The 21,082-nt window shown below is 68.9% G+C and carries 19 protein-coding genes; 9 read left to right on the forward strand and 10 right to left on the reverse strand.

Translation table 11 applies throughout. The annotated features are described in order from the left end of the window. Window positions 1-22: 22 nt before the first annotated feature. From EV675_RS27760 to EV675_RS27770, 3 genes are all read left to right on the forward strand, one after another. Entirely contained in the window at window positions 23-1,183 is a 1,161-nt protein-coding gene (locus tag EV675_RS27760) for a BMP family ABC transporter substrate-binding protein (protein ID WP_242621620.1), read from the forward strand. Between the two features lie 151 nt (window positions 1,184-1,334). Then, window positions 1,335-3,863, forward strand: a complete 2,529-nt coding sequence (locus EV675_RS27765) for an ABC transporter permease (protein WP_242621621.1) — start codon at window positions 1,335-1,337, stop codon at window positions 3,861-3,863. 20 nt (window positions 3,864-3,883) lie between these two features. Further along, entirely contained in the window at window positions 3,884-4,315 is a 432-nt protein-coding gene (locus EV675_RS27770) for a group II truncated hemoglobin (protein ID WP_130361849.1), read from the forward strand. 6 nt (window positions 4,316-4,321) lie between these two features. On the opposite strand, the gene EV675_RS27775 is transcribed toward EV675_RS27770, so the two are convergent. Continuing rightward, window positions 4,322-5,233, reverse strand: a complete 912-nt coding sequence (locus tag EV675_RS27775) for a LysR family transcriptional regulator (RefSeq protein ID WP_130361850.1) — start codon at window positions 5,231-5,233, stop codon at window positions 4,322-4,324. A gap of 100 nt (window positions 5,234-5,333) precedes the next feature. Between EV675_RS27775 and EV675_RS27780 the strand changes: the two genes are divergently transcribed. Beyond that, window positions 5,334-6,692: an FAD-dependent oxidoreductase gene (locus EV675_RS27780; RefSeq protein WP_130361851.1), complete on the forward strand. Its 1,359-nt coding sequence runs from the start codon at window positions 5,334-5,336 to the stop codon at window positions 6,690-6,692. A 17-nt stretch (window positions 6,693-6,709) separates the two neighbouring features. Here the strand turns inward: EV675_RS27780 and EV675_RS27785 are convergent, their stop codons facing one another. Genes EV675_RS27785 through EV675_RS27820 form a run of 9 tightly spaced genes read right to left on the reverse strand, consistent with a single transcriptional unit; the run spans window position 6,710 to window position 15,453 of the window. Then, the gene (locus tag EV675_RS27785; RefSeq protein ID WP_130361852.1) at window positions 6,710-7,102 is read right to left on the reverse strand and encodes a RidA family protein; all 393 of its coding nucleotides are present in this window, start codon (window positions 7,100-7,102) and stop codon (window positions 6,710-6,712) included. A 33-nt stretch (window positions 7,103-7,135) separates the two neighbouring features. Continuing rightward, window positions 7,136-7,780 (reverse strand): maleylacetoacetate isomerase, encoded by a 645-nt coding sequence (maiA, locus tag EV675_RS27790; RefSeq protein WP_130361853.1) that lies wholly within the window; start codon window positions 7,778-7,780, stop codon window positions 7,136-7,138. Between the two features lie 13 nt (window positions 7,781-7,793). Then, a complete protein-coding gene (locus EV675_RS27795; RefSeq protein ID WP_130361854.1) occupies window positions 7,794-8,615 on the reverse strand; it encodes an ABC transporter permease in 822 nt (273 codons plus the stop codon). Then, window positions 8,608-9,459 (reverse strand): ABC transporter ATP-binding protein, encoded by an 852-nt coding sequence (locus EV675_RS27800; protein ID WP_242621622.1) that lies wholly within the window; start codon window positions 9,457-9,459, stop codon window positions 8,608-8,610. The genes EV675_RS27795 and EV675_RS27800 overlap by 8 nt, the downstream gene beginning before the upstream one ends. A 9-nt stretch (window positions 9,460-9,468) precedes the next feature. Beyond that, window positions 9,469-10,542, reverse strand: coding sequence for a 5-aminosalicylate 1,2-dioxygenase (gene mabB, locus EV675_RS27805; protein ID WP_130361855.1), 1,074 nt, complete (start codon window positions 10,540-10,542; stop codon window positions 9,469-9,471). Between the two features lies 1 nt (window position 10,543). Beyond that, window positions 10,544-11,638 (reverse strand): ABC transporter substrate-binding protein, encoded by a 1,095-nt coding sequence (locus EV675_RS27810; RefSeq protein WP_130361856.1) that lies wholly within the window; start codon window positions 11,636-11,638, stop codon window positions 10,544-10,546. 24 nt (window positions 11,639-11,662) lie between these two features. Continuing rightward, entirely contained in the window at window positions 11,663-13,294 is a 1,632-nt protein-coding gene (locus EV675_RS27815) for a gamma-glutamyltransferase family protein (protein ID WP_165404801.1), read from the reverse strand. After that, the gene (locus tag EV675_RS29810) at window positions 13,281-14,336 is read right to left on the reverse strand and encodes an ABC transporter substrate-binding protein (protein ID WP_165404802.1); all 1,056 of its coding nucleotides are present in this window, start codon (window positions 14,334-14,336) and stop codon (window positions 13,281-13,283) included. Before EV675_RS29810 ends, EV675_RS27815 begins: the two co-directional genes overlap by 14 nt. 1 nt (window position 14,337) lies before the next feature. Beyond that, window positions 14,338-15,453 carry an amidohydrolase family protein gene (locus EV675_RS27820; protein ID WP_130361858.1) on the reverse strand — a complete coding sequence of 372 codons (1,116 nt, stop codon included), beginning with the start codon at window positions 15,451-15,453 and terminating at the stop codon, window positions 14,338-14,340. A gap of 219 nt (window positions 15,454-15,672) precedes the next feature. Here EV675_RS27820 and EV675_RS27825 point away from each other — a divergent pair, with 219 nt between their 5' ends. From EV675_RS27825 to EV675_RS27845, 5 genes are all read left to right on the forward strand, one after another. Further along, on the forward strand, window positions 15,673-16,920 hold the full coding sequence (locus EV675_RS27825; protein ID WP_165404803.1) for a citrate synthase: 1,248 nt from the start codon (window positions 15,673-15,675) through the stop codon (window positions 16,918-16,920). Window positions 16,921-16,976: 56 nt separating this feature from the next. After that, window positions 16,977-18,458, forward strand: coding sequence for a DNA recombination protein RmuC (locus tag EV675_RS27830; protein WP_130361860.1), 1,482 nt, complete (start codon window positions 16,977-16,979; stop codon window positions 18,456-18,458). Between the two features lie 31 nt (window positions 18,459-18,489). Then, entirely contained in the window at window positions 18,490-18,888 is a 399-nt protein-coding gene (locus tag EV675_RS27835) for an MAPEG family protein (RefSeq protein ID WP_130361861.1), read from the forward strand. Window positions 18,889-19,004: 116 nt separating this feature from the next. After that, a complete protein-coding gene (locus EV675_RS27840; RefSeq protein ID WP_130361862.1) occupies window positions 19,005-19,874 on the forward strand; it encodes a fumarylacetoacetate hydrolase family protein in 870 nt (289 codons plus the stop codon). Window positions 19,875-19,876: 2 nt separating this feature from the next. Further along, window positions 19,877-21,061 carry a Rieske 2Fe-2S domain-containing protein gene (locus EV675_RS27845; RefSeq protein WP_242621623.1) on the forward strand — a complete coding sequence of 395 codons (1,185 nt, stop codon included), beginning with the start codon at window positions 19,877-19,879 and terminating at the stop codon, window positions 21,059-21,061. Window positions 21,062-21,082: the final 21 nt, after the last annotated feature.

A 21,082-nucleotide genomic window follows, 5' to 3' on the forward strand; every position in this document is an offset into this window, starting at 1 on the left:
GCCGTGTTCGAGGAGAACCAGCGTGAAAAACCTCGTTTCGGTGCCGCTTGCGCACCGTGAACAACCTTGTCCCCACGAAATGGAAACCATGGCCGGCCCCGCCAGCACGAGGCGCCGCCGCGTCCTGGGTTGGCTGGCGGCCGGCGGCGCGGCCCTGGGCGCGCCCCGCATGGGCTGGGCGGCCGATCCGCTGTCCGTGGGTTTCGTCTACATGTCGCCCATCACCGATGCGGGCTGGACGCGCCAGCACGAGGACGGCCGCCTGGCCATGGTCGCCGCGCTGGGGTCGCGGGTGGCCACCCGCGTGGTCGAGAACGTGCCCGAGAATGCCGATGCCGAACGGGTGATACGCGACCTCGCGCGCCAGGGCTGCAAACTCGTCTTCACCACGTCCTTCGGCTACATGGACGCGGTGATGCGGGTGGCGCGCGAGTTCCCGGGCGTGGTGTTCGACCAGGCCTCGGGCTACCGGCTCGCGCGCAACCTGGGCGCCTACAACATCCGCTTCTACGAGGGCCGCTACCTGGCCGGGCTGGTGGCGGGCGCGATGACGCGCAGCCATGTCCTGGGCTATGTCGCGGCCCTGCCTATCCCGGAGGTGATCCAGGGCATCAACGCCTTCACGCTGGCCGCGCGCAGCGTCAATCCCAAGGTCCAGGTGCGCGTGGTCTGGACCCAGACCTGGTTCGATCCCCCGCGCGAGCGCGACGCGGCCCAGGCCGCCCTGCGCCAGGGGGCCGACGTGCTGACCAACCACTCGGGATCGTCCGCGGTGGCGCAGGCCGCCGAGGCGGCGGGCGCGTGGATGCTGGGCTACACGTCCGACATGAGCCGCTACGCGCCGACGCGCCAGCTCGGCGCCGTCGTGCACCGCTGGGGCGACCACTACATCCAGGCCGCGCGCGAGGTGCTGGACGGCACCTGGACTTCGCGCGCCGTCATGGGCGGGCTGAAGGACGGCATGATCGCGCTCGAGGCCTTGTCGCCGAAGGTGCCCCAGGCGGTGCGCGCGTCGGTGGACGAGGCGTGCCGGAAGATCTCGGCGGGTGCACTGCATCCCTTCGGCGGCCGTCTGGTGGACAACCAGGGCAAGGTGCGCCAGCAGTCCGGCGTGCCGAGCCAGAAGGACGTCGACCACATGGACTGGTTCGTCGACGGCGTGGTGGGCAAGGCGGTGGCCTGAGGGCGCCGCGCGCTCCGGGTAAAGTAGCGGGGGTCCGTGAACCGCGGGCGGCCGGTACGGTCCTATCCGAGGCTGCCCGGGTGCGCCGCCCGTGCCCTGGGCGCGTATCGCCCGGGCGCCCGCCTTCGATCCACTTCCTTTCCCGCCGGCCATGACCTCCGACATCCGTTCGTTCTCACCGCTGTCCCTCCTGGTCCAGGCCTGGCGCATGACCGTGCGCGACTGGCGCGCCGGGGAACTCAGGCTGCTGGCGATGGCGCTGGTCATCGCCGTGGCCTCGGTTTCCAGCGTGGGTTTCCTGGCCGACCGCATCCGCCAGGCGCTGGAACGCGACGCCGCCCAATTGCTGGGTGGCGACGTCGTGCTGATTTCCGACAATCCGGCCGACCAGGGGCCGCGCGAGGAAGCGCGCCGGCTCGGGCTGTCGGTAACCGAAAACCTGCAGTTTCCGTCCATGGCCAGCGTCGGGACCGGCGATGCCGCGCGTTCGCAACTGGCGGCCCTGAAGGCGGTGCGGCCGGGCTATCCGCTGCGCGGCAGCCTGCGCGTGGCCGACGGCCCCACCGCGCCCGATGAACCGACCCGGGAGATTCCCGCGCCCGGGACCGCCTGGGTGGACCCGCAGCTGCTGTCGCTGCTGGACGTGCGCGTGGGCGACGACCTGCAACTGGGCGACCGGCATTTCCGCATCGCCCGGGTGATCACGGTGGAACCCGACCGGGGCATGAACTTCATCAACGTGGCACCGCGGGTCATGATCCGCGAGGACGACCTGGCATCGACCGGACTGGTGACTTTCGGCAGCCGCATCACCTACCGCCTGCTGGCGGCTGGGCAGCCGGCGGCGGCGCGCGAGTATGCGGCCTGGCTGCAGGCCCATCCGCAGCGCGGCCAGCGCGTGGAAACGCTGGACTCCGGGCGGCCCGAGATGCGCCGCACCATCGACCGGGCGCAGCAGTTCCTGTCGCTGGTGGCACTGCTGGCGGCCCTGATCGCGGCGGTGGCCGTCGCGCTGGCCGCGCGGCGCTTCACGCTGCGGCACTTCGACAGCGTGGCGGTCATGCGCTGCCTGGGGGCCACGCAGACCACGCTGACCCGGCTGTTCGCCGTCGAGTTCCTGATCATCGCGCTGGGGGCGGCCGCCGTCGGCAGCGCGCTGGGCTATGCCGCGCACGAGGGCCTGATCGCCGCGCTGGGCGGCCTGATCACGGCCGACCTGCCGCGTGCCGGACCCCTGCCCGCGATACAGGGTTTCCTGGCCGGCGTCTGGCTGCTGATGGGCTTCGCGCTGCCGCCGCTGGCCCAGTTGCGCCACGTCGCGCCCGCCCGCGTCCTGCGCCGCGACACCGGCGTCGCCCCGGCGCGGACCGCGCTGGGCTACGGCGTGGGCGCGCTGGGCTTCGCGTTGCTGCTGCTCTGGTTCGCGCGCGACCTGAAGCTGGGCCTGATGGTTGCAGGCGGATTCCTGGCCGGCTTCCTGCTGTTCTCCGGCATCTCGTGGCTGGGGCTGCGCTGGCTGGAGCCGCTGCGGCAATGGCAGCGCGGGCCGGTGGCACTGCGTTTCGCGCTGGCGGGCGTGGTCCGCCGCCGCGGCGCCACGGTGGCGCAGATATGCGCGCTGGCGGTGGGGTTGATGGCGATCCTGCTGCTGTCGATCACCCGCGGCGATCTGGTCGAGGGCTGGCGCGGCGCCGCGCCGCCCGATGCGCCCAACCGTTTCCTGATCAACATCCAGCCGGACCAGCGCGAGGCGGTCTCGCAGCGCCTGGCCCAGGCCGGGCTGGGTCACGTGCAGCTGTACCCCATGATCCGCGGGCGCCTGATCGAGATCAACGGACGCGAGGTCGGGCCGGCCGACTACCAGGACGACCGCGCGCAGCGGCTGGTGGACCGAGAGTTCAATCTTTCCTACATGGACGAGTTGCCAGGCCACAACCGCGACGTGGCGGGCCGCTGGCTGGATCCCGATGCCGCCGAGGTGTCGATGGAGCAGGGCATCGCCAAGACCCTGGGCGTGAACCTGGGCGACACGCTCCGGTTCGACATCGCCGGCAACGCGGTCGATGTGAAGGTGACCGGGCTGCGCGCGGTGGACTGGGATTCCATGCAGGTCAACTTCTTCGCCATCCTGTCGCCGGCGGCGCTGCGCGACATGCCGCAAAGCTGGATCACCGCGCTGCATCTGCCGCCCGAGCAGGCCGACCTGTCGAACGCGCTGATCCGCGAGTTTCCCAACCTGACCATCTTCGACACCAGCGCCATCCTGAGACAGGTGCAGGACGTGCTGGAACAGGTGGTGGCGGCGGTGCAGTTCCTGTTCCTGTTCACGCTGGCCGCCGGCTGCCTGGTGCTGTATGCGGCGCTGGCATCCACCCGCGACGAGCGGGTGCGCGAGGCCGGGCTGCTGCGCGCGCTGGGAGCCACGCGCCGTCAGTTGTCGATGGCGCAATGGCTGGAACTGGCCGCCATAGGCGGCGCGGCGGGCGTGCTGGCCGCTGCCGGCGCCTCGGTGATCGCATGGTTGCTGGCCCGCTATGTGTTCAACTTCGCGCTGACGCCCAATCCGTGGGTGTGGGCGACCGGGCTGCTGGTGGGCGTGGCGTGCGCCTGGGCGGGAGGATGGATGGGCCTGCGCGGCGTGCTGCGCCAGCCGCCGCTGGCGACCCTCAGGGAAGCCTAGAGCTTTTCGATGATACCGAGATGAACGACAAGACGATATTGATACGCGAGCCCGAGGAACCGGCTCCGGCCGGTCAGACCGTGTTCGACGTGATCGGCGGCGAAGCGCGCGTGCGCGAGCTGGTCGACCGGTTCTACGACCTGATGGACCTGGACGCGGACCTGGCGGAGCTGCGCGCCGCGCACGGCCCGTCGCTGGACCAGGCCCGGGAAAAGCTGTTCTGGTTCCTGTGCGGATGGATGGGCGGCCCGGACTACTACATCCGCCGCTTCGGCCATCCCCGCCTGCGGGCGCGCCACCTGCCGTTCTCGATCGGCACGAAAGAGCGCGACCAGTGGGTGGTCTGCATGGGACGGGCGATGCAGCAGGTCGGCGTCGAGCCGGCGCTGGCCGACAAGCTGCTGGCCTCGTTCTACAACACGGCGGACTGGATGCGGAACCGGCCGGAGTAGGGCGGGTCATGTGTTTTCCGCCGGCCGCTCCCAGGGCGGCGTGCCGCCCAGATGCTCGCGCAGCCAGGCCAGCAGCAGTTCCATGCGCGGCAAGGCGCGCTTGCGCGCCGGGATCAGGGCCTTGAGCCATACGTCCTGCAGGGGGTGGTCCTCCAGCAGCGCCACCAGGCTGCCGTCCGCGAGCGCGCGCCGCGCGACATAGGTGGGCAGGACGGCGATGCCGTTGCCGGCGCGGGCCGAGGCATACAGCACATAGTTGTCGTTGGCGCCCAGGCGCGCGGGCACGTCGATACTGACGGGGCCGCTCGCGCTGTTGAAGTGCCAGCTGTGGCCGGTGGGGTTGAATACCAGGCAGTCGTGGTCGGCCAGGTCGCGCGGATGGCGGGGGGCGGGCCGGCGCGCCAGGTAGTCGGGCGCGGCGCAGACGACCTGGCGCAGCGGGCACAGCGGCTCGTCCACCACGCCCTCGTAGCTGTCGGCGCGGCCGCTGACCGAGATGTCGAAGCCTTCCTCGGCGGGATTGGCCGACCGGTCCAGCAGCGCGACCTCCAGGGTCAGCCGTTCATGGCGCCGCTGGAAGGCCGCGAGGATGTCGGCCAGGTACAGCACCGTGAGCGAGGTCGGGGCCCGCAGCCGGATGTGGCCGTCCAGCGCATCCTGGTCGCGCTTGAGTTCCGAGGCGATGTCGTCGAAATCGTTGACCAGCGCGCGGGCCCGGGCGTGGAACTTGTGGCCGGCCTCGGTCAGCGTCACGCGGCGGCTGGAGCGCTCGAACAGGCGCGTGCCCAATGTCCATTCGAGATGGCCGATGCGCTTGGCGACGACCGAGGGCACGGTGTCGAGCTGGCGCGCGGCTTCCGAGAAATTGCCGCCGCGTACCGTGGCGAGAAAGGCGCGCAGGTTGGCCAGGGTATCCATTTTCTATTCCAAAACGCGAAAGCTGGTGCTTCGAATTAGACCAGATAATCCGTTTTGAAATAGATAACATGTTTGCTTCCCTGAATGACAAGGTGGAGCAATGACAACGGCACATCCGGCCAGCGTGACCGAACCCGCGCGGCAGACCCCCATCCTGGGCGAATTCGACGTGGTGGTACTGGGCGGCGGCCCCGCCGGCATGACGGCCGCCGCCGCGGCGGCGCGCCACGGCTGCCGTACCTTGCTGATCGAACGCTACGGATTCCTGGGCGGCATGGGCACTGCCGCCGGCGTGACCAATTTCTGCGGCCTGCACGCCAACGTCTTCGGCGACAACCGGCGCGTGGTGCACGGCCTGGCGGACGAACTGCTGGCCACGCTGGAGAAGCTGGGGGGGCTGTGCGAGCCGCACCGCATGTTCCAGGACAAGATCATGGCGCAGGCCTACGACAACGCGGCCTACAAGCTGGCGGCCGACGACCTGGTCGTCTCCAGCGGCAGCCAGCTTCTGTTCCATGCGCAGGCGGCCGGCGTGCTGATGCGCTCGCCGGGCGAGATCGCCGCGCTGCTGGTCGAGACCAAGTCCGGCCGCGCCGCCGTGGTCGGCAGGATCTACATCGATTGTTCGGGCGACGGCGACATGGCGGCCGCGGCGGGCGTGCCCTACGAGAAGGGCGACGGCCACGGCGGCATGCTGTATCCGTCGACCATGTTCCGCGTCAACAACGTCGACCCGGCCCGTGCCGGCAGGGCCTGGGAGCACTTCGGCCGCCTGATGGAGGAGGCCGCCCGTGACGGCCGCCGCTTCGCGCGCAAGACGCCCATCGTGCGGCCGCAGAAGAACCCGGTCGAATGGCGCGCCAACGTGACCCAGCTCAGCAACCCGGACGGGACCGCGATCGACGGCACCGATGCCTGGCAACTGAGCGAGGGCGAACTGCAGGGCCGGCGCCAGGCCCGCGACTTCTTCGAATTCCTGCGCGAATACGCGCCGGGCTTCGATGCGTCCTACATCCTGGAGATCGCGCCGCAGGTGGGCATACGCGAGACGCGCCGCATCGTCGGCGAATACCAGTTGACCGAGGACGACGTGCTGGGCTGCGCGAGCTTCGAGGACACCATAGGCGTGAACGGCTGGCCGGTCGAGGCCCACGTCGCCGGCGACATCGTGTTCAAGTTCGTCGACGTGCCCAACGTCCGGGGCTTCAACCACCTGCCGTACCGCATGCTGCTGCCGCTGGGCGTGGACAACCTGCTGGTGGCGGGGCGCTGCGCCTCGATGACCCACATGGGCCAGTCGGCCGCGCGCGTGACCGGCCCGTGCTTCGCCATGGGCCAGGCGGCCGGCACGGCGGCGGCACTGTCGCTGCGCGCCGGCGTGGCGCCGCGCCGGCTGGACGTGGCCGACCTGCAGCGGGTGCTGGAGCGGGACGGGGCCTACCTGGGCCGGGACATGTAGCGGCCGTGCAGGAGAAATCAGGCGCGGCCGCCAATGAAGCCGGTGGCGTTGATCTCGACTTTCAGGGCGGGCGTGGCCAGGCCCGTGACCTCGACCAGGGTGCAGCAAGGGAAGTCGCCGGTGAAGAATTCCTTGCGCGCCCGCCAGACCTCCTGCCTTTCCTCGATCCGGGTCACGAACACGTTGAGCTGGATGATGTCGTCCATCGTGGCGCCGCAGGCCTCTACCAGATGCCGGATTTTCTGGAAGGTTCGGCGCGATTGGTCGTACATGCTGCCATCGCCTTCCACGCCGCCGGCAAGATCGTGGGCGGTCATGCCCGAGATGAAGAACTGGCCGTTGTGGACCTTGCAATTGGTCCAGGTCTGGGGCGGCGCGGGTTTGACTTCAGGCGCGTGAATGCTTTTCATGGTCGGTAAGTCTCCTTGAATGGACGCGAGGTTTCAGGCCACCGCGTCGGCCTGCGTGGAAGGATGCGCCGCGGCGAAGGGCAGCAGCGATTCGCAGCGCTGCGCGATGGCGACGAGCCGGGGGTAGGGGCGCAGGTCGCAGCCGAACCGGCGCGCGTTGTAGAGCTGGGGTACCAGGCAGACGTCGGCGATGCCCGGTTCGTCGCCGCAGCAGTAGTCGCCATCCCAGCCCCAGTGTTCCAGCGACGCTTCGAAGGCTTGCAGGCCCGCGGCGATCCAGGTGGCGTACCAGTCGTTGCGGGCGGCCTCGTCCAGGCCCAGGCGCTGTTCCAGATGGCGCAGGATCCGGACGTTGTTCAGGGGATGGATGTCGCACGCGACGATGTTGGCCAGCATGCGCACGTAGGCGCGCCGCTGGATGTCCGAGGGCAGCAGCGCGGGCGAAGGATGGCGCTCCTCCAGGTATTCGAAGATCGCCATCGACTGGGCCAGTTCGAAGTCCCCGTCTTGCAAGGCGGGGACCAGGCCCTGCGGATTGGTGCCGAGGAAGGGCGCGGCCCGATGGTCCATGCGAGGCAGGCTGACGTACTCCGGCCGGTAGGGCAGGCCCTTCCAGTTGAGCATGATGCGCACCCGGTATGAGGTGGACGAGCGCCAGTAGGTATAGAGCGTGAGCATGGCGGATATCCCTTCAGCGCCGGTTGCCGGGCGCCCAGGGCAGGAAGCGCCGCTCGAATTCGTCCACGACCGTGAAGAAGATCCAGCCCAGCGCGCCGATGACCACGATGCCGACGAACATCACCTCGATGTTGAAGGTCTGCCAGGAATCCCAGACCAGAAAACCGATGCCGCTTTTCGAGCCGACGAACTCGGCGCTGACCAGCACCAGCAGCGATACGCCCAGGCTCAGCCGGATGCCGGCGATGATCATCGGCAGTGCGCCGGGAAGCGCGATGGTCAGGACGCGGCGCAGCCGGCCGGCCTGGAAGCTGCGCCCCACGTCCCAGTAGATGCGTTCGACGTTCAGCACGCCCGCCGCCGAGTTGATCGCCATGAAGAAGAACACCGCGATCGCCACCAGGACGTACTTGCTGACCTCGCCGATGCCGAAGATCACCATGATCAGCGGAAAGATGGCGATCTTGGGAATGGGATAGAGCGAGGCGATCACGGGTGACAGTACCGCCCTGACCAGCGGCGAGAGCCCGATGGCGACGCCGGTGAGCACGCCGGGAATGGCGCCCAGCAGGAACCCGACGCCGATGCGCACCAGCGAGATGCCCACGTGCCGCGCCAGCTCGCCCGACTGCGCCAGTGCCCAGAACGTCCCGGCGATCTGGCTGGGGGACGAGAACAGCCGTGCGTCGACCAGCCCCGCGCGGACCAGGGCTTCCCACGCGGCCAGGATGAGCAGCGGCGTGGCGACGGACAGCAGCCGTTCGATGCGCTGGCGGCGGCGTTCCGCGTGTCCGATGTCGCGCGAGGGGGCGATGGGGATCAGGTCCTCAGCCATGTCCGTCTCCTGTCTGCTCGGACCGGGTTTGCAGGAAGGATTCCTGGATGTGCGCGGCCACCCGCGAGGCGAGATCGACGTAGGCGCGATCGGCGCGCAGGGCCGCGTAGGAACGCGGGCGGGGGAAGGGCGAGGCCAGCGTGGCGCGCACGCCCCCGGGCCGGCCGCCCAGCACGACGATACGGTCGGCCAGCAGGACCGCCTCGTCGACCGAATGGGTGATGAAGACGACCGTCTTGCGCGTTTCTTCCCAGATGCGCAGCAGCTCTTCCTGCATGACGGCGCGGTTCTGTTCGTCCAGCGCGGAGAACGGTTCGTCCATCAGCAGGATCCCCGGGTCGTTGGCGAACGCCCGGGCGATGGAGACGCGCTGCTTCATGCCGCCCGAGAGCTGGTGCGGGTAGGCGTGGGCGAAGGGACGCAGGCCCACCTTGTCGAGGTAGTAGTCGATCCGCCGCGTCATTTCCGCTTTCGGCATGCCGCTCGAACGCACGCCGTAGGCCACGTTGTCGTACACGCTCAGCCAGGGAAAGATGGAATGTTCCTGGAACACCACCGAGGTCAGCGGCCTGCCGGGCGGGGCGGGCCGCACGGCCAGCTTGCCGTCGGTATGCGTGTCCAGGCCCGCCAGGATGCGCAGCAGCGTGGTCTTGCCGCAGCCGGAGGGCCCGACGATACAGACGAACTCGCCGTCCAGGATGTCGAGATCGACGCCGCGCAGGGCCGTGTACTCACCCTTGCCGGCCAGAAAGCGCTTGCCCAGGTTTTCCATGACGATCGCGCGCCGGCGTCCGGAAGCCGCCGGCGCGCCGGGGGAAAGCGCGAATTCGGGCATCGCTTTCATCACCGTCTCCTAGGGCGTGAAGATGGATCCGACCGTTTGGCGGCCGTCGTGGTCGGGATAGGGTTGCTCGCGGTACATGCCCAGCGCGCGCATGACCGGCTCGTCGGTGATGCAGAACAAAATGGCATCGCGGCCGTGCGGATTCCGGTGCTCGTGCCAGGCCCAGTTCGGAATGACGAAGACGTCGCCTCGAGCCCAGTCGAATCGCTGCCCATCGACGATGCTGCTGCCCTCGCCCTCGATCACGTAGTGGACCGTGCTGGCCGTGGCGCGGTGCGCCCGCGTGTGCTCGCCGGGCCGCAGGAGCTGCGCGCGGCAGGACATCGTCGGCAGGGTGGGGCCGGAGGTCCGTGGGTTGACGTACTCCATCAGGATGCCGTCGTAGGCGCTGCCTTCCTCCCGGCGCAGGCGCTCGATGGACTCGCGCATGTCTTGCCAGCGGTATCGCATGACGGGCTGGGGCGACGGATCGCCGTCCCAGCCCGCCGGCCGGGTGTGGCCGTAGCGGGCCGTCGTATAGCCTTCGGGGCGGGGCGGCGCCGAATCGTCGTCGCCCGGCTCGAACCAGCTGGCCTGGAGCAGGTTGACCAGCGGATAGTCCAGCGCATCCAGCCAGACGATGTCGTGTTCCGTGTCGTTCCTGTGCCCATGCCAGGTGCCCGAGGGCGTGAGCAGCAGGTCGTTTTCCTCCATGCGCAGCGGTTCGCCCTGGACGCAGGTGAACACCTCGCCGCCGTGGCTGCGCGCCGCGAACCTGACCGCGCCGGCCTGGTGGCGATGGGCGGGCGCGCGTTCCCCCGGGCGCACCAGCTGCAGGGCGGTGGCCAGGGTATGGGAGGTCGAGAATCGGGCCCGCAGGTCGGGATTCGTATGTTCCATCGATCGCCGCTCGGCGCCGCGCTCCAGGGTCACGAGATCCCCGGCCCGCATCAGGTGGGCCAGAACTTGGTCCCACTTCCACAGGAACGGCCGGTAGCTGACGACGGGCTGCATGGACACGAATTGCGAGACGTACTTCCAGGTGGGCACCAGGCGCGCCTGTTCCATGTCGGCATGCAGTTGTTCGAGGCTGTCGGCGCCCATTTCAGTTCACTCCTTGCCGGGCACCTTTGCGGCCCAGGCGGTCCAGGGCGTAGTCCAGGTAGCGGTAGTCGACCAGGTCGGTCAGCCTGGGCTGGGTCTTGAGCAGCCCCAGCCCCGCATACCACGCCATGCTGTCCTTGATGGTCTGCAGGTTCAGGTAGCCGTCCGGATCGAATCCCGGGTAGACCACCTTCTTGAGCAGTTCCGGGTTCTTGAAGGCCGCGATGTGCCGGCTGAGCGCGCGCTCGGTCACGTCGCGGGAACCCTTGCCTTCCAGCGAGTCGAGGTAGTCGCGGATGCCGCGCACGTAAGCGGCCATCCATTTCCTGCCGACGTCGGAATCGGCCTGGGTCAGGCTGGGTCCATAGATGATGCCGGCGATCTGGAACTCGGGCGAGGTCTGGTCGAACCCCAGCAGGCGCGTGCCGATCTGCCGCTGGGCAATGACCGTGACCAGGGGCTCGATCATCAGCGCGGCGTCCACCGCCTTGTTCGTCAGCGCGGCGATCATGCTGGGAAACGCGAGCTGCTCGAGCCCGACATCGTTCAGGCCCAGTCCGGCGGTCCGCAGGGCCACGTCCAGTTGCAGTTCCATCGGAGAATGGCGGGAAGGCGTCGCCACCTTCATGCCCTTGATATCGCCGATGCCCTTGACGCGGCCCGAGTCGACCAGATCCTTGCGCACCACGAGCGCGTTGAAGCCGTGGCCGGGCGAGTTGCGCCCCTTGTCGGCCACCAGCTTGAACGGTAGTCCCCGCAGGGCGCCGTTGAACAGGGCCAGCGTGGGCGCGCCCGAGGCGACGTCGAGCTGGCGGGCGCTCAAGGGAGCCACCATGTCGGCGGTGTTGCTGAACGACACGAACTCCACGTCCAGCCCTTCTTCCTTGAAGTAGCCTTGTTCGTAGGCGATCAGCGCGGGCGCTTCGGACAGGCTGTCGAGCATGCCGACACGCACCTTTTGCAGCGGATTGCCGGGTTGCGCGGCAAGCAGGCGCGTCCAGGGCGGCAGCGCGGCGGCGGCCAGGCACGTCAGGGCGGCAAACCGGCGGCGTGTGGACGAGGGCGCGGGAGAGGCGGGGGGGCGTCTGGTCTTCATGGCGGCTCCTTGGCAAGCAAATGGTCAACCGACCGCATACGCAGCGCCGTCCGCCCGGGGGTCGGCAGCGGCGACGAAACCACCGGAAGGCGCGATTCCCAGCACCTGCGCCGCCCCGAGCATGCCCAACGATTTGTCGCTGATAGTGTGGCCCAGCGCGCGGAGCCGGTCGAGCAGCGCCGCGTCGATGCGTCGATCGACCCGGATCTCGTAGGGATGGGCAAGGTGGGCCGGATCGGTGCCGGGGAACAGCTCCCAGCGCGGCCTGTCCACCGCCTGCCGCAGGGACAGGCCGCGGTTGAGGACGGCGTCGAGGATCTGCAGATTCCACTGAGGCTGCCCGTCGCCGCCGGCGGTGCCGCCCGCCATGACCGGCCGCCCGTGGCGGTCCAGGGCCATGTAGACATGCAGCGTGGACATCGTGCGCTTGCCGGGGGCGTAGCGGTTGGGCGAGTCGGGGCTTGACGAGAATCCGCGGCCGGCGCGGTTGTTGAGCAGCACGCCGGTGCCGGGAACGACGACGCCCGCGCCGAACGGTGTCGAGATGCTGGTGATGTAGCTGACCACATTGCCCTGGGCGTCGGCCGCGACCAGGCAGGTCGTGTCGCCGCTGCCCAGCGACCACCGGGCGCGCGGCGGCGCCGCGGCGGCTCGCGACCGATCGATGGCGGCCGCGAGCCGGTCCAGGCGGGGCGCGGCCAGCAGTTGAGGCAGCGGATTCTCCGTGTAGCGGGGATCTCCCAGGAAGTCGTTGCGATCGGCAAAGGCATGCTTGAGCGCCTCGATCATGCAATGTGTGCGCAGGGCCTCGTCGTTCGCGGGCATGTCCAGCCGGTCCAGGATGCCAAGGGCCTCCAGCAGGACGACGCCCTGGGCGACGGGCGGATTGCTGACGATCGAACCGTCGCCGTAGGGCATCTGGATGGGCGGCGAGACCTCGGCAAAGACGCCGTCGAAGTCCGCGTCGCGGAAGGGGCCGCCAGTCTGGCGGCTCAGTTCCACCAGCCGGGCGCCCCAGCCTGCGCCGTAGAAATCGTCGCGGCCGCGCGCCGCAAGGCGTTCCAGCGTGCGCGCCAGGTCCGGCTGCCGGAGCGGTTCTCCTTCGCGGGGAACGCGTCCGTCTATCAGCAATGCCTGCCGCGCGCCGGGATCGGCCGCCAGGAGGGCTTCGTTCAGGGCGAAGAACCTGGCGCAGAAGTGCGGTGTCTCGCATCCCTGTTCCGCCAGCTCGATTGCCGGCGCCAGCAGTTCACCGAAGGACAGCCTGCCGCTTGCATATCGGTCGTAGGCCAGGCACATCGCGTCCACCGCGCCGGGAACCGAGGCCGAACCCAGGCCTCGCATCGGCAGGGTGGGGGGCGTGCCTGCCGGAACCGTCGAGGGCACCGGCCCCGCGCCGTTGATCGACATGGTCCGGCCCGTCGCGGCGTCGTGCCACAGGATGAAACTGTCGCCCCCCAGGCCGCTCATCATCGGCTGCGCCACGCCCAGCGCCGCCGCCATCGCGATGGCGGCGTCCATGGCGTTGCCGCCGCGTTCGAGCATGGCGCGGCCGGCCGCGCTGGCCGCACCATGGGCGCTTGCCACGACGCCGCGCCCGGCGGCCGACAGCGGCCGGGACGGCGATACCGACGGAACGGGTTCAGGCAGTTGCATGGGAGCCTCGCGTCGCGGCGGCCGCCTGGATGAACTCCGGGGCGATCCACGCCTGCAGGTCAAAGTCTTGCTCCAGCAGTCCCAGGCCGAGCAGGAAGTCCTTCTGCGCGGAGACGGCCTGGATATGGACCGGGTCGAGCGCCGGCGCGAGCCTGGCCGCCACGTCGTCGCCATGGGCCGCGTACAGCCATTCCTTCGTGGCTCCGACGTCCTCGCACAGAATGGCGGCCGCGTCCGCGGGCTGGGCGCGCGCCCAGTCGGCCGCGTCGAACAAGGCCGCCAGGTAGCGGACGACCAGGTCGGGCCGGGTACGCGCCAGGGTTCCGTCCACGGTCAGGATCGCGGGCACCTGGTTGTTGCTGCGCAGCGCGGGAGAGGGCGCGGCGCCGATGTCGACCACGACCCGGGCGCCCAGGAAGGCCGTCAACTGCGCGCCGGCCGGGCTGGCGGTGTAGATGGCGTCGACCTCGCCGCGCACCAGGGCCAGGGCTTCCCGGCTCTGCCGCCGGGCCCGCAGCGCGCCGTGCCACAGCGAGCCCCGCTGCGAGGCGCCGCCCGTGGGAATCTGGCCCTCGTGGATGGGCAGCGCGACGAATTCCACGTCGGCGGGCGCCAGGCCCGCAAGCTGGAGCGCGCTGTGATAGCCGCGCAGACACATCGCCCGCCAGTAGTCGATCTGTTCCCCCGGCCGACAGGGAACGCCCAGGCGCCTGCCGCGCAGGTCGTCGCCGCTGCGTATGCCGCTGTCGGGCAGGGCGATCACCGCCTGGTATTCATCGATCCAGCCGGTGGCGATGACCAGGGTGTCGGCGCCGCGCGCCCGGCTCCAGATCGGCGGGATCATGCCGCCCTGGCGGAACAGCCCGGGCTGGCCGTGATCGAAGTGGGCCTCGCGGACCTGGCGTTCGAGCGAGGCGTTGAGCGATTGCACGGCGATGCCCAGCGGCGCGAACGCGGCGTCGAGCAGCCCGCGTTCGATGGCCACGCCCGATGCGGTCGGCAGTGGGCAGCGCGTGTACCACAGCGTCCGGGGGGCGGACATGTCAACGCGCTCCGCCCGCCGTCGCCGCGGAGAAATCGAACAGGCGCGAGGCGTTCCGATGGAACATCTTTTCCAGCAGCGCGGGGCTCAGGTCGTCCCGTTCCTCGTATTCCTCGGCGATGCTGTCGTGCGCGGCCTCGTCGAAATGCGGCATGTCGCTCGACACCAGCAGGGCCTCTTCGCCCAGCACCGAGGCCGCGTAGTTGATGTCGTCGTCGGGCTCGCTGCCGACGTGGATGCGGCCGCTGGCGAAGTAGTCGGCGGCGTTGGCCTTGCCGCCCCGCTCGATGGTGCGCAGCGCGGCGGCCATCCAGGTGCACCCGCCGCCTTCCAGGAAGGCCCATTTCAGGCGCGGGAAATCGTCGAGCAGCGTGCCTTCCATCAGGTTGTAGAAGGCGTATTGCACGGTCAGAGTGCTGAGCAGCCGCCGGGAGTAGGGCGGATAGAAGGTCTTGCGCTCGGCCGGCGGGTGGGGCCGGCCGTCGAACATGGCATACATGGCCGGCGAGCCCAGGCCCAGGTGCACGACGATGGGCAGCCCCTGGCTTTCGGCTTCGGCGAAGATGGGGTAATGCCGGGGATCGTCCATGGGACGGTCCCATTCCAGGCCGCGGGCCAGGACGCTGACCGCGCCGCCCAGCTTGCGCACGCGGCGGATTTCCTCGACCGCGACGTCGGGCTGGCGATACGGCACGACGGCATTGAAGAAGATGCGTCCGCCGGACTCGGCGCAGGCGCGGGCCATGAAGGTGTTGTAGCTGCGGATCAGCGCGGCTTCGAGATCGGGATCCTCGCTCAGGGTCGAGAGCACGAACGAAGGATGGACGATCTGCTTGCCGACTTTCATCCTGTCCATGGCGGCCACGCGCGCCGGCACGTCGGTGATCTGCTGCACGCCCGGCGAGAAGGTCTTGCGGGCAGCCATGGCGTTGCCGGCCACGGGCGTGGCGCCGAAGTGGCGCAGTTTACGGTCGATGACCCAGAAGGTGTTCCAGTCCTGGAAGCCCGTGTCCGTGGGCGCGGCGAAAGGAAGGGGCCGGCGGGCGTGGTAGGCGGGATCGAGATGGGCCCAGGTCGCTTCGGATTCGATGACGTGGGAATCGGTATCGATGATCATGGGAGGCCTGCTCCGGGTGAGGGAAATATCATGTTGATCAATATTGCTTGAGCATGATTCAAATCAATATATGATGTCCCCCAGGTCGATCCGTGTTGCTGGACACGATGCCCGAACGGAACATGATTGGCCAAGCATAGATCAGCCCATTCCGCCGGTAGAAGTTGATTTATTGATCAATATCCAGTGCCCGGAATGCCCGAGACCAGGAGCCACGATATGCCCGGAATCGACGAGGTCCACTACATGACGGCCGACGACGCGGCCCAGGCCTTGCGCGTCAAGAAGCAGACGCTCTATGCCTACGTCAGCCGGGGGTGGATACGGCGCCAGCGCCAGGGCGACGACGGTCCGGTCATGTACCTGCGCGAGGACGTGGAGCGGATGGGGTCGCGCAGCCGCGCGCGCGCCGAAGGCGGGCCCACGAAGGGTGGCAGCCACCAGCCGCACTGGTCGGAGCCCATCATCCAGACCGCCGTGACCGAGATCACGCCGCGGGGGCCGGCCTACAGGGGACTTGTCGCGGTCGACCTGGCGGCAAGCGGCGAGCGGTTCGAGAACCTGGCCGAGCTGCTCTGGACCGGCGTGCGCCCGGAGGAACCCGAAACCTGGCCGCCCGAGCCGCTGCCGGCCCTGGCGGCGCATGTGTTCCGCAAGCTGGATGGTGCCATGGAGCCCATCCAGTACTTCGGCGTGGCGGTCTCGCTGCTCGCGGTCGCGGGCGACCCGCGCCACGACACGCGGCATGGAACGACCCTGGCCGACGCGCGCGCGGCGCTGTCCCTGTTCGCCGGCTGCCTGGGCTACCTGGGGCCGGAGGCGGGGTTCGTCATGGGCCGCGAAGGGGAGACACTCGCGGCCCACATCCTGAGAGCGGTCGGCGCGCAGGCGAGTCCGGTCCGCGAGCGCGCCGTCAACGCCGCCCTGGTGCTGTTGGCGGATCATCACCTGACGCCCCAGGCCGTGGCCGTCAGGCTTGCGGCCTCCAGCGGCGCCAGCCTGCCGCACTGCCTGAACGCCGCGCTGAGCGTGCACAGCAATTCGCGCAGCCGGCGGGTGTACCGGCGCATCGAGGACCTGCTGCTGGAAGCGCCCGACGAGGCGGGATTCCTGGAGCGCGTCGAGGAATCGCTGCGTTCCAGCGGCAGGGCGCCGGGATTCTTCCATCGCATGTATCCCCAGGGCGATCCGAGGGTCGCGCCCCTCCTGTCCCTGGCGGCCGGCGCGCAGCCCACGCGGGGGCGCCGCCCGGACTGGACCGGCTACCTGGCCGCAGTCCAGGCGCGAACCGGCATGGCGCCCACCGCCGAGGCGGCGCTGACCGTGCTGTGCCATGTGCTGGGCCTGCCGCGCCGTTCGCCGGGCGCGCTCTATGCGCTGGCGCGTTCGGCCGGGTGGATCGCCCATGCCATCGAACAGCGCATGGCGGGGGTGATGCTCAGGCCGCGCGCCCGCTACCTGGGATAGCCGGGCGCCGGCCGCCGCGTCTTCCCTCTAAAATCCCTGGTTTTGGGGGCCGAGTCTTGACCGAATACCTGTTGTGGGGCAGCGCCGTCGCTGCCGTGCTCGCGGCATTGTTCGCATTGTTGGCGCTGCTGCGCAAGCCGGGGGCGGATCCGCGCCTGGACCAGATCCTGGCCGAGCAGGAGCGCCTGGAGCGCGCGCTGCGGGCCGACATCACCGAAAGCCAGCGCGGCCTGCGGTCGGAACTGGCCGAATCGACGCGCGGACTGCGCACCGAACTGGGCCAGACGCTGGCCCAGGGCATGCAGGCCCTGGGCGGCCAGCAGGCGCAGCAGGCCCAGGTGCTGAACCAGCAGCTCGACGCCTTCGCCCAGAACCTGACGACGCTGACGGCGCAATTGCAGGAGCGCTTCGAGGCGCTGCGCATTTCGCTGACCCGCGATGCCGCGGCCAACCGCGACGAGAGCGCGCAGGCCCTGCAACGCTTCGCCGACCGCTTCTCGGAACAGTTGCGCGTGCTGACCGAGGCCAACGAGCGCCGCATGGCCGAGGTCCGCACGACCGTGGAACAGCGCCTCAAGGACATGCAGACCGACAACTCCGTCAAGCTCGAGGAGATGCGCCGCACCGTGGACGAGAAGCTGCACGCCACGCTGGAACAGCGGCTGGGCGAATCCTTCAAGCTGGTGTCCGACCGGCTGGAAGCCGTGCACAAGGGGCTGGGCGAGATGCAGTCGCTGGCGGCCGGCGTGGGCGACCTCAAGCGCGTGCTGACCAACGTGAAGACGCGCGGGACCTGGGGCGAGGTGCAACTCGGCATGCTGATCGAGCAGACCATGACGCCGGCCCAGTATGCCCGCAACATCAAGCCGGTGCCCGGCAGCGACGAACTGGTGGAATTCGCCATCCGCCTGCCGGGCCGCGGCGACGATGCCGTGCCGGTCTGGCTGCCGATCGACGCCAAGTTCCCCAAGGAAGAGTACGAGCGCCTGGTCGACGCGCAGGAACGCGCCGATCTCGACGCCGTGCGCGCCGCCGGGCAGGCCTTCGAGCGCGGCGTGGAGCTGGAGGGCCGCCGCATCGGTTCCAAGTACATCGCGCCGCCGCACACCACCGACTTCGCCATCATGTTCCTGCCCACCGAGGGCCTGTATGCGGAGGTGCTGCGACGCGCCGGCCTGATGGACAAGCTGCACGCGCTGCGCATCAACGTGGCCGGCCCCAGCACCCTGGCCGCACTGCTGAACAGCCTGCAGATGGGATTCCGCACGCTGGCCATCGAGCAGCGTTCGTCCGAGGTCTGGAAAGTGCTGGGCGCGGTCAAGTCGGAGTTCGGCAAGTTCGGCGACGCGCTGGCCAGCGTGAAGAAGACGCTGGAAACCGCCAGCAACAAGATCGGGCAGACCGAGGTGCGCACCCGCGCCATGCTGCGCAACCTGAAAACCGTCGAAGCGCTGCCGGAAGGCGAGACGCGCCAGTTGCTGGGGACCGAGGACGACAACCTCGCGGCCGACGAGGCCGACGGGGAAGCGGAAAACTAGGAGACGCGGGGCCAGACCCCGGGAGGCCGGCATGACCCTCGCATTCTGGTGTGTGTTCGTCGCGATACTGATGCCCTACGTCTGCTTCGGCATCGCCCGGAACCGCGCCCGGCCCTTGCGCGACAACCGCGATCCGCGCGATTTCCCGAACCGCATACAGGGCATCGCCAAGCGCGCCTGGAGCGCGCACCTGAACGCGTTCGAGACCCTGCCGGGTTTCGCCGCGGCCGTGATCGTCGCCCACCTGGCCGGTACCCCGCAGAACCAGGCCGACGCCTGGGCGCTGGCGTGGGTCGCGGCGCGGCTGTTGTTCATCGGCTGCTACCTGGGCGACAAACCCGGCCTGCGTTCGACCGCGCACGTCGCCAGCATGATGTGCGTGCTGGGGTTGTTCGTGTCGGCGGCGATGGCGGGGCGGACCGGGGGCTAGGAGCGAATAAGGAGAAAGAACGCAGGAGCAACAAAGGAGACAATTGCCTCGCATTGTCCGTCGTCTCTCGAAGCGGCGAGTGCCAAGATGGCGGCACTTGTTCATGGATTCGTGGAATGAAGATGACAGTGACAAACGGGCATTTCAGCGTTGGGCGCTATCTCGTCGGCGACAGGGTCGTCGTCGGCTGCCCCAAGGACGGCTACGTCGATATCGTGTGCGAGGGCGATGAGCTTCCTCGCATCCTGGAAACGGGCGCCGGCAGCCCCACCCGCAGGGTGTCCGCTGCCGAGGCACGGCTCCTTCCTCCGCTCGATCGGGCATCCCGGGTCTTTGCCGTTGCCGTCAATTACCGGGAACATGGCGCCGAAGCCAAGACGCTTCCTCCCATCCGCCCGGTCATTTTCTACAAGGCCCCTTCGAATTTCGTTGCCCATGGCGGGGTATTGAATCCCAACGTGGGAAAGACGGCCAAGTTCGACTACGAAGGCGAGATCGGCGTTGTCATCGGCCGCGTCTGCAAGGATGCGACGCTCGAAACGGCGCTGGATCACATCGTGGGGGTCTGTGCGCTGGACGACGGCTCGGCGCGCGATCTGACCCGGGTGTCGCTCGGCCCTCCCGGACCGGACGCGAAGACCTGGCCCGACTGGACCGCGGCCAAGGGGCTGGACGGCGCGTCCGCCCTGGGACCGACCATTGCCTGCGGGCCGGATATCGTCGACGCCTTGCGCGCACGCACCCTGCGGATCTCCACCCGGCTCAACGGCGAAGTCGTGCAGGACGAGAGCATGACCGAGATGATCTTCTCCACCGAGGAACTCATCGTTGCGCTGTCGTCCTACATGACGCTGCTGCCTGGCGACGTCATCGCGACCGGCACGCCGGCTGGGGTCGGTTCTGCGCGCAATCGTTTTCTCGCCACGGGCGACGATCTGCAAATCCAGGTCAGCGGACTGGAGCCGCTGTGCGTAAAGGTGGGATGAACATGGAAAAAATCGACGGCAAGAGTTCGCACAAGCAGGCGGAGCGCTTGAAGCGCCTGACGGAAACCGCGGGCGACACCACCATGGGCAAGGTGCTGCGGCAGTTCTGGCACCCCATCGCGCTTTCGAAAAGCGTGGCGGCGGGGACCGCCAAGCGCGTCCGCCTGTTGAGCGAGGACCTGACGCTTTACCGCGGCCAGGGCGGGACCGTCCATCTGGTGGGAGCCCGGTGCGCGCATCGGGGCACGCTGCTGCACACCGGCTGGATCGAAGGCGATCAAGTGCGCTGCATGTACCACGGCTGGAAATACGATGGCAGCGGCCAATGCACCGAGCGGCCGGCCGAGCGCCCCGGCAGCGAGGGCAGTGTGCGGATCGGCGCCTATCCGGTCCGGGAATACTGCGGCGTGATTTTCACGTACATGGGGGAAGGGGCGCCGCCGGATTTCGATCTTGTCCGCAGGAGCTCCTGCGAGCAGGAAGGCGTTTTCCTGTTGCAGCGCAAGGAGATATGGCCGTGCAACTGGCTCCAGGTCGCGGAAAATTCCCTGGATGCGGTGCACGTGAGTTTCGCGCACCAGATGGGGAAAGTGGGCGCTTTCGGCGAAGCCGTCCCCGCCGAGGTGCCGGAAGTCAGCTACGAGGAAACCTCGGCGGGGATATGCCAGACCGCCGTCCGCAGGCTTGGTGAAAAGACCCAGGTCCGCGTCAGCGATTGGACGTTTCCCTATGGCAACACGGTCGTCATTCCGGGCGTCAAGGCCGGCGACCCCTGGATGGAAGTGACGAACTGGATGGTGCCTGTCGATGACGAACACACCATACGCATTTCCCTGCGGGCGGCCCCATCGACGTCGCCGGAGGCGGACGCGGCATTGAAGCGCTACTTCGATGAATGCGATGACTACAACTCGGCCGACCATCACGACGAACTGTTCGCGGGGCATTATCCCGACGATCCGCTCGTGCGCCTGACCAGCGCCCAGGATTACGTGGCGTTGATCGGCCAGGGCACCATCGCCGATCGGACCAGCGAATGCCTGGGGGCGTCGGATCGCGGCATCTCGATGCTGAGAAGGATCCTCTGGCGCGAAATGGACGCCGTCGAGACAGGAAGGCCGCCCAAGCCATGGCGGCGGCTCGACCAGCCATCGAAGCTCATGGGCTACGTGAAAGAAACCGATTGAGTTCGGCTCCAAGGAGGAGAG

This window comes from Pigmentiphaga kullae (genome assembly GCF_004216695.1).
Taxonomy (GTDB): Bacteria; Pseudomonadota; Gammaproteobacteria; order Burkholderiales; family Burkholderiaceae_B; genus Pigmentiphaga; species Pigmentiphaga kullae.

Coding starts and splice junctions, on each gene's coding strand:
- EV675_RS27765 (WP_242621621.1), top strand. CDS start 1,335: ATGACCTCCGACATCCGTTCGTTCTCACCGCTGTCCCTCCTGGTCCAG.
- EV675_RS27770 (WP_130361849.1), top strand. CDS start 3,884: ATGAACGACAAGACGATATTGATACGCGAGCCCGAGGAACCGGCTCCG.
- EV675_RS27775 (WP_130361850.1), bottom strand. CDS start 5,233: ATGGATACCCTGGCCAACCTGCGCGCCTTTCTCGCCACGGTACGCGGC.
- EV675_RS27780 (WP_130361851.1), top strand. CDS start 5,334: ATGACAACGGCACATCCGGCCAGCGTGACCGAACCCGCGCGGCAGACC.
- EV675_RS27785 (WP_130361852.1), bottom strand. CDS start 7,102: ATGAAAAGCATTCACGCGCCTGAAGTCAAACCCGCGCCGCCCCAGACC.
- maiA (WP_130361853.1), bottom strand. CDS start 7,780: ATGCTCACGCTCTATACCTACTGGCGCTCGTCCACCTCATACCGGGTG.
- EV675_RS27795 (WP_130361854.1), bottom strand. CDS start 8,615: ATGGCTGAGGACCTGATCCCCATCGCCCCCTCGCGCGACATCGGACAC.
- EV675_RS27800 (WP_242621622.1), bottom strand. CDS start 9,459: ATGAAAGCGATGCCCGAATTCGCGCTTTCCCCCGGCGCGCCGGCGGCT.
- mabB (WP_130361855.1), bottom strand. CDS start 10,542: ATGGGCGCCGACAGCCTCGAACAACTGCATGCCGACATGGAACAGGCG.
- EV675_RS27810 (WP_130361856.1), bottom strand. CDS start 11,638: ATGAAGACCAGACGCCCCCCCGCCTCTCCCGCGCCCTCGTCCACACGC.
- EV675_RS27815 (WP_165404801.1), bottom strand. CDS start 13,294: ATGCAACTGCCTGAACCCGTTCCGTCGGTATCGCCGTCCCGGCCGCTG.
- EV675_RS29810 (WP_165404802.1), bottom strand. CDS start 14,336: ATGTCCGCCCCCCGGACGCTGTGGTACACGCGCTGCCCACTGCCGACC.
- EV675_RS27820 (WP_130361858.1), bottom strand. CDS start 15,453: ATGATCATCGATACCGATTCCCACGTCATCGAATCCGAAGCGACCTGG.
- EV675_RS27825 (WP_165404803.1), top strand. CDS start 15,673: ATGCCCGGAATCGACGAGGTCCACTACATGACGGCCGACGACGCGGCC.
- EV675_RS27835 (WP_130361861.1), top strand. CDS start 18,490: ATGACCCTCGCATTCTGGTGTGTGTTCGTCGCGATACTGATGCCCTAC.
- EV675_RS27840 (WP_130361862.1), top strand. CDS start 19,005: ATGAAGATGACAGTGACAAACGGGCATTTCAGCGTTGGGCGCTATCTC.
- EV675_RS27845 (WP_242621623.1), top strand. CDS start 19,877: ATGGAAAAAATCGACGGCAAGAGTTCGCACAAGCAGGCGGAGCGCTTG.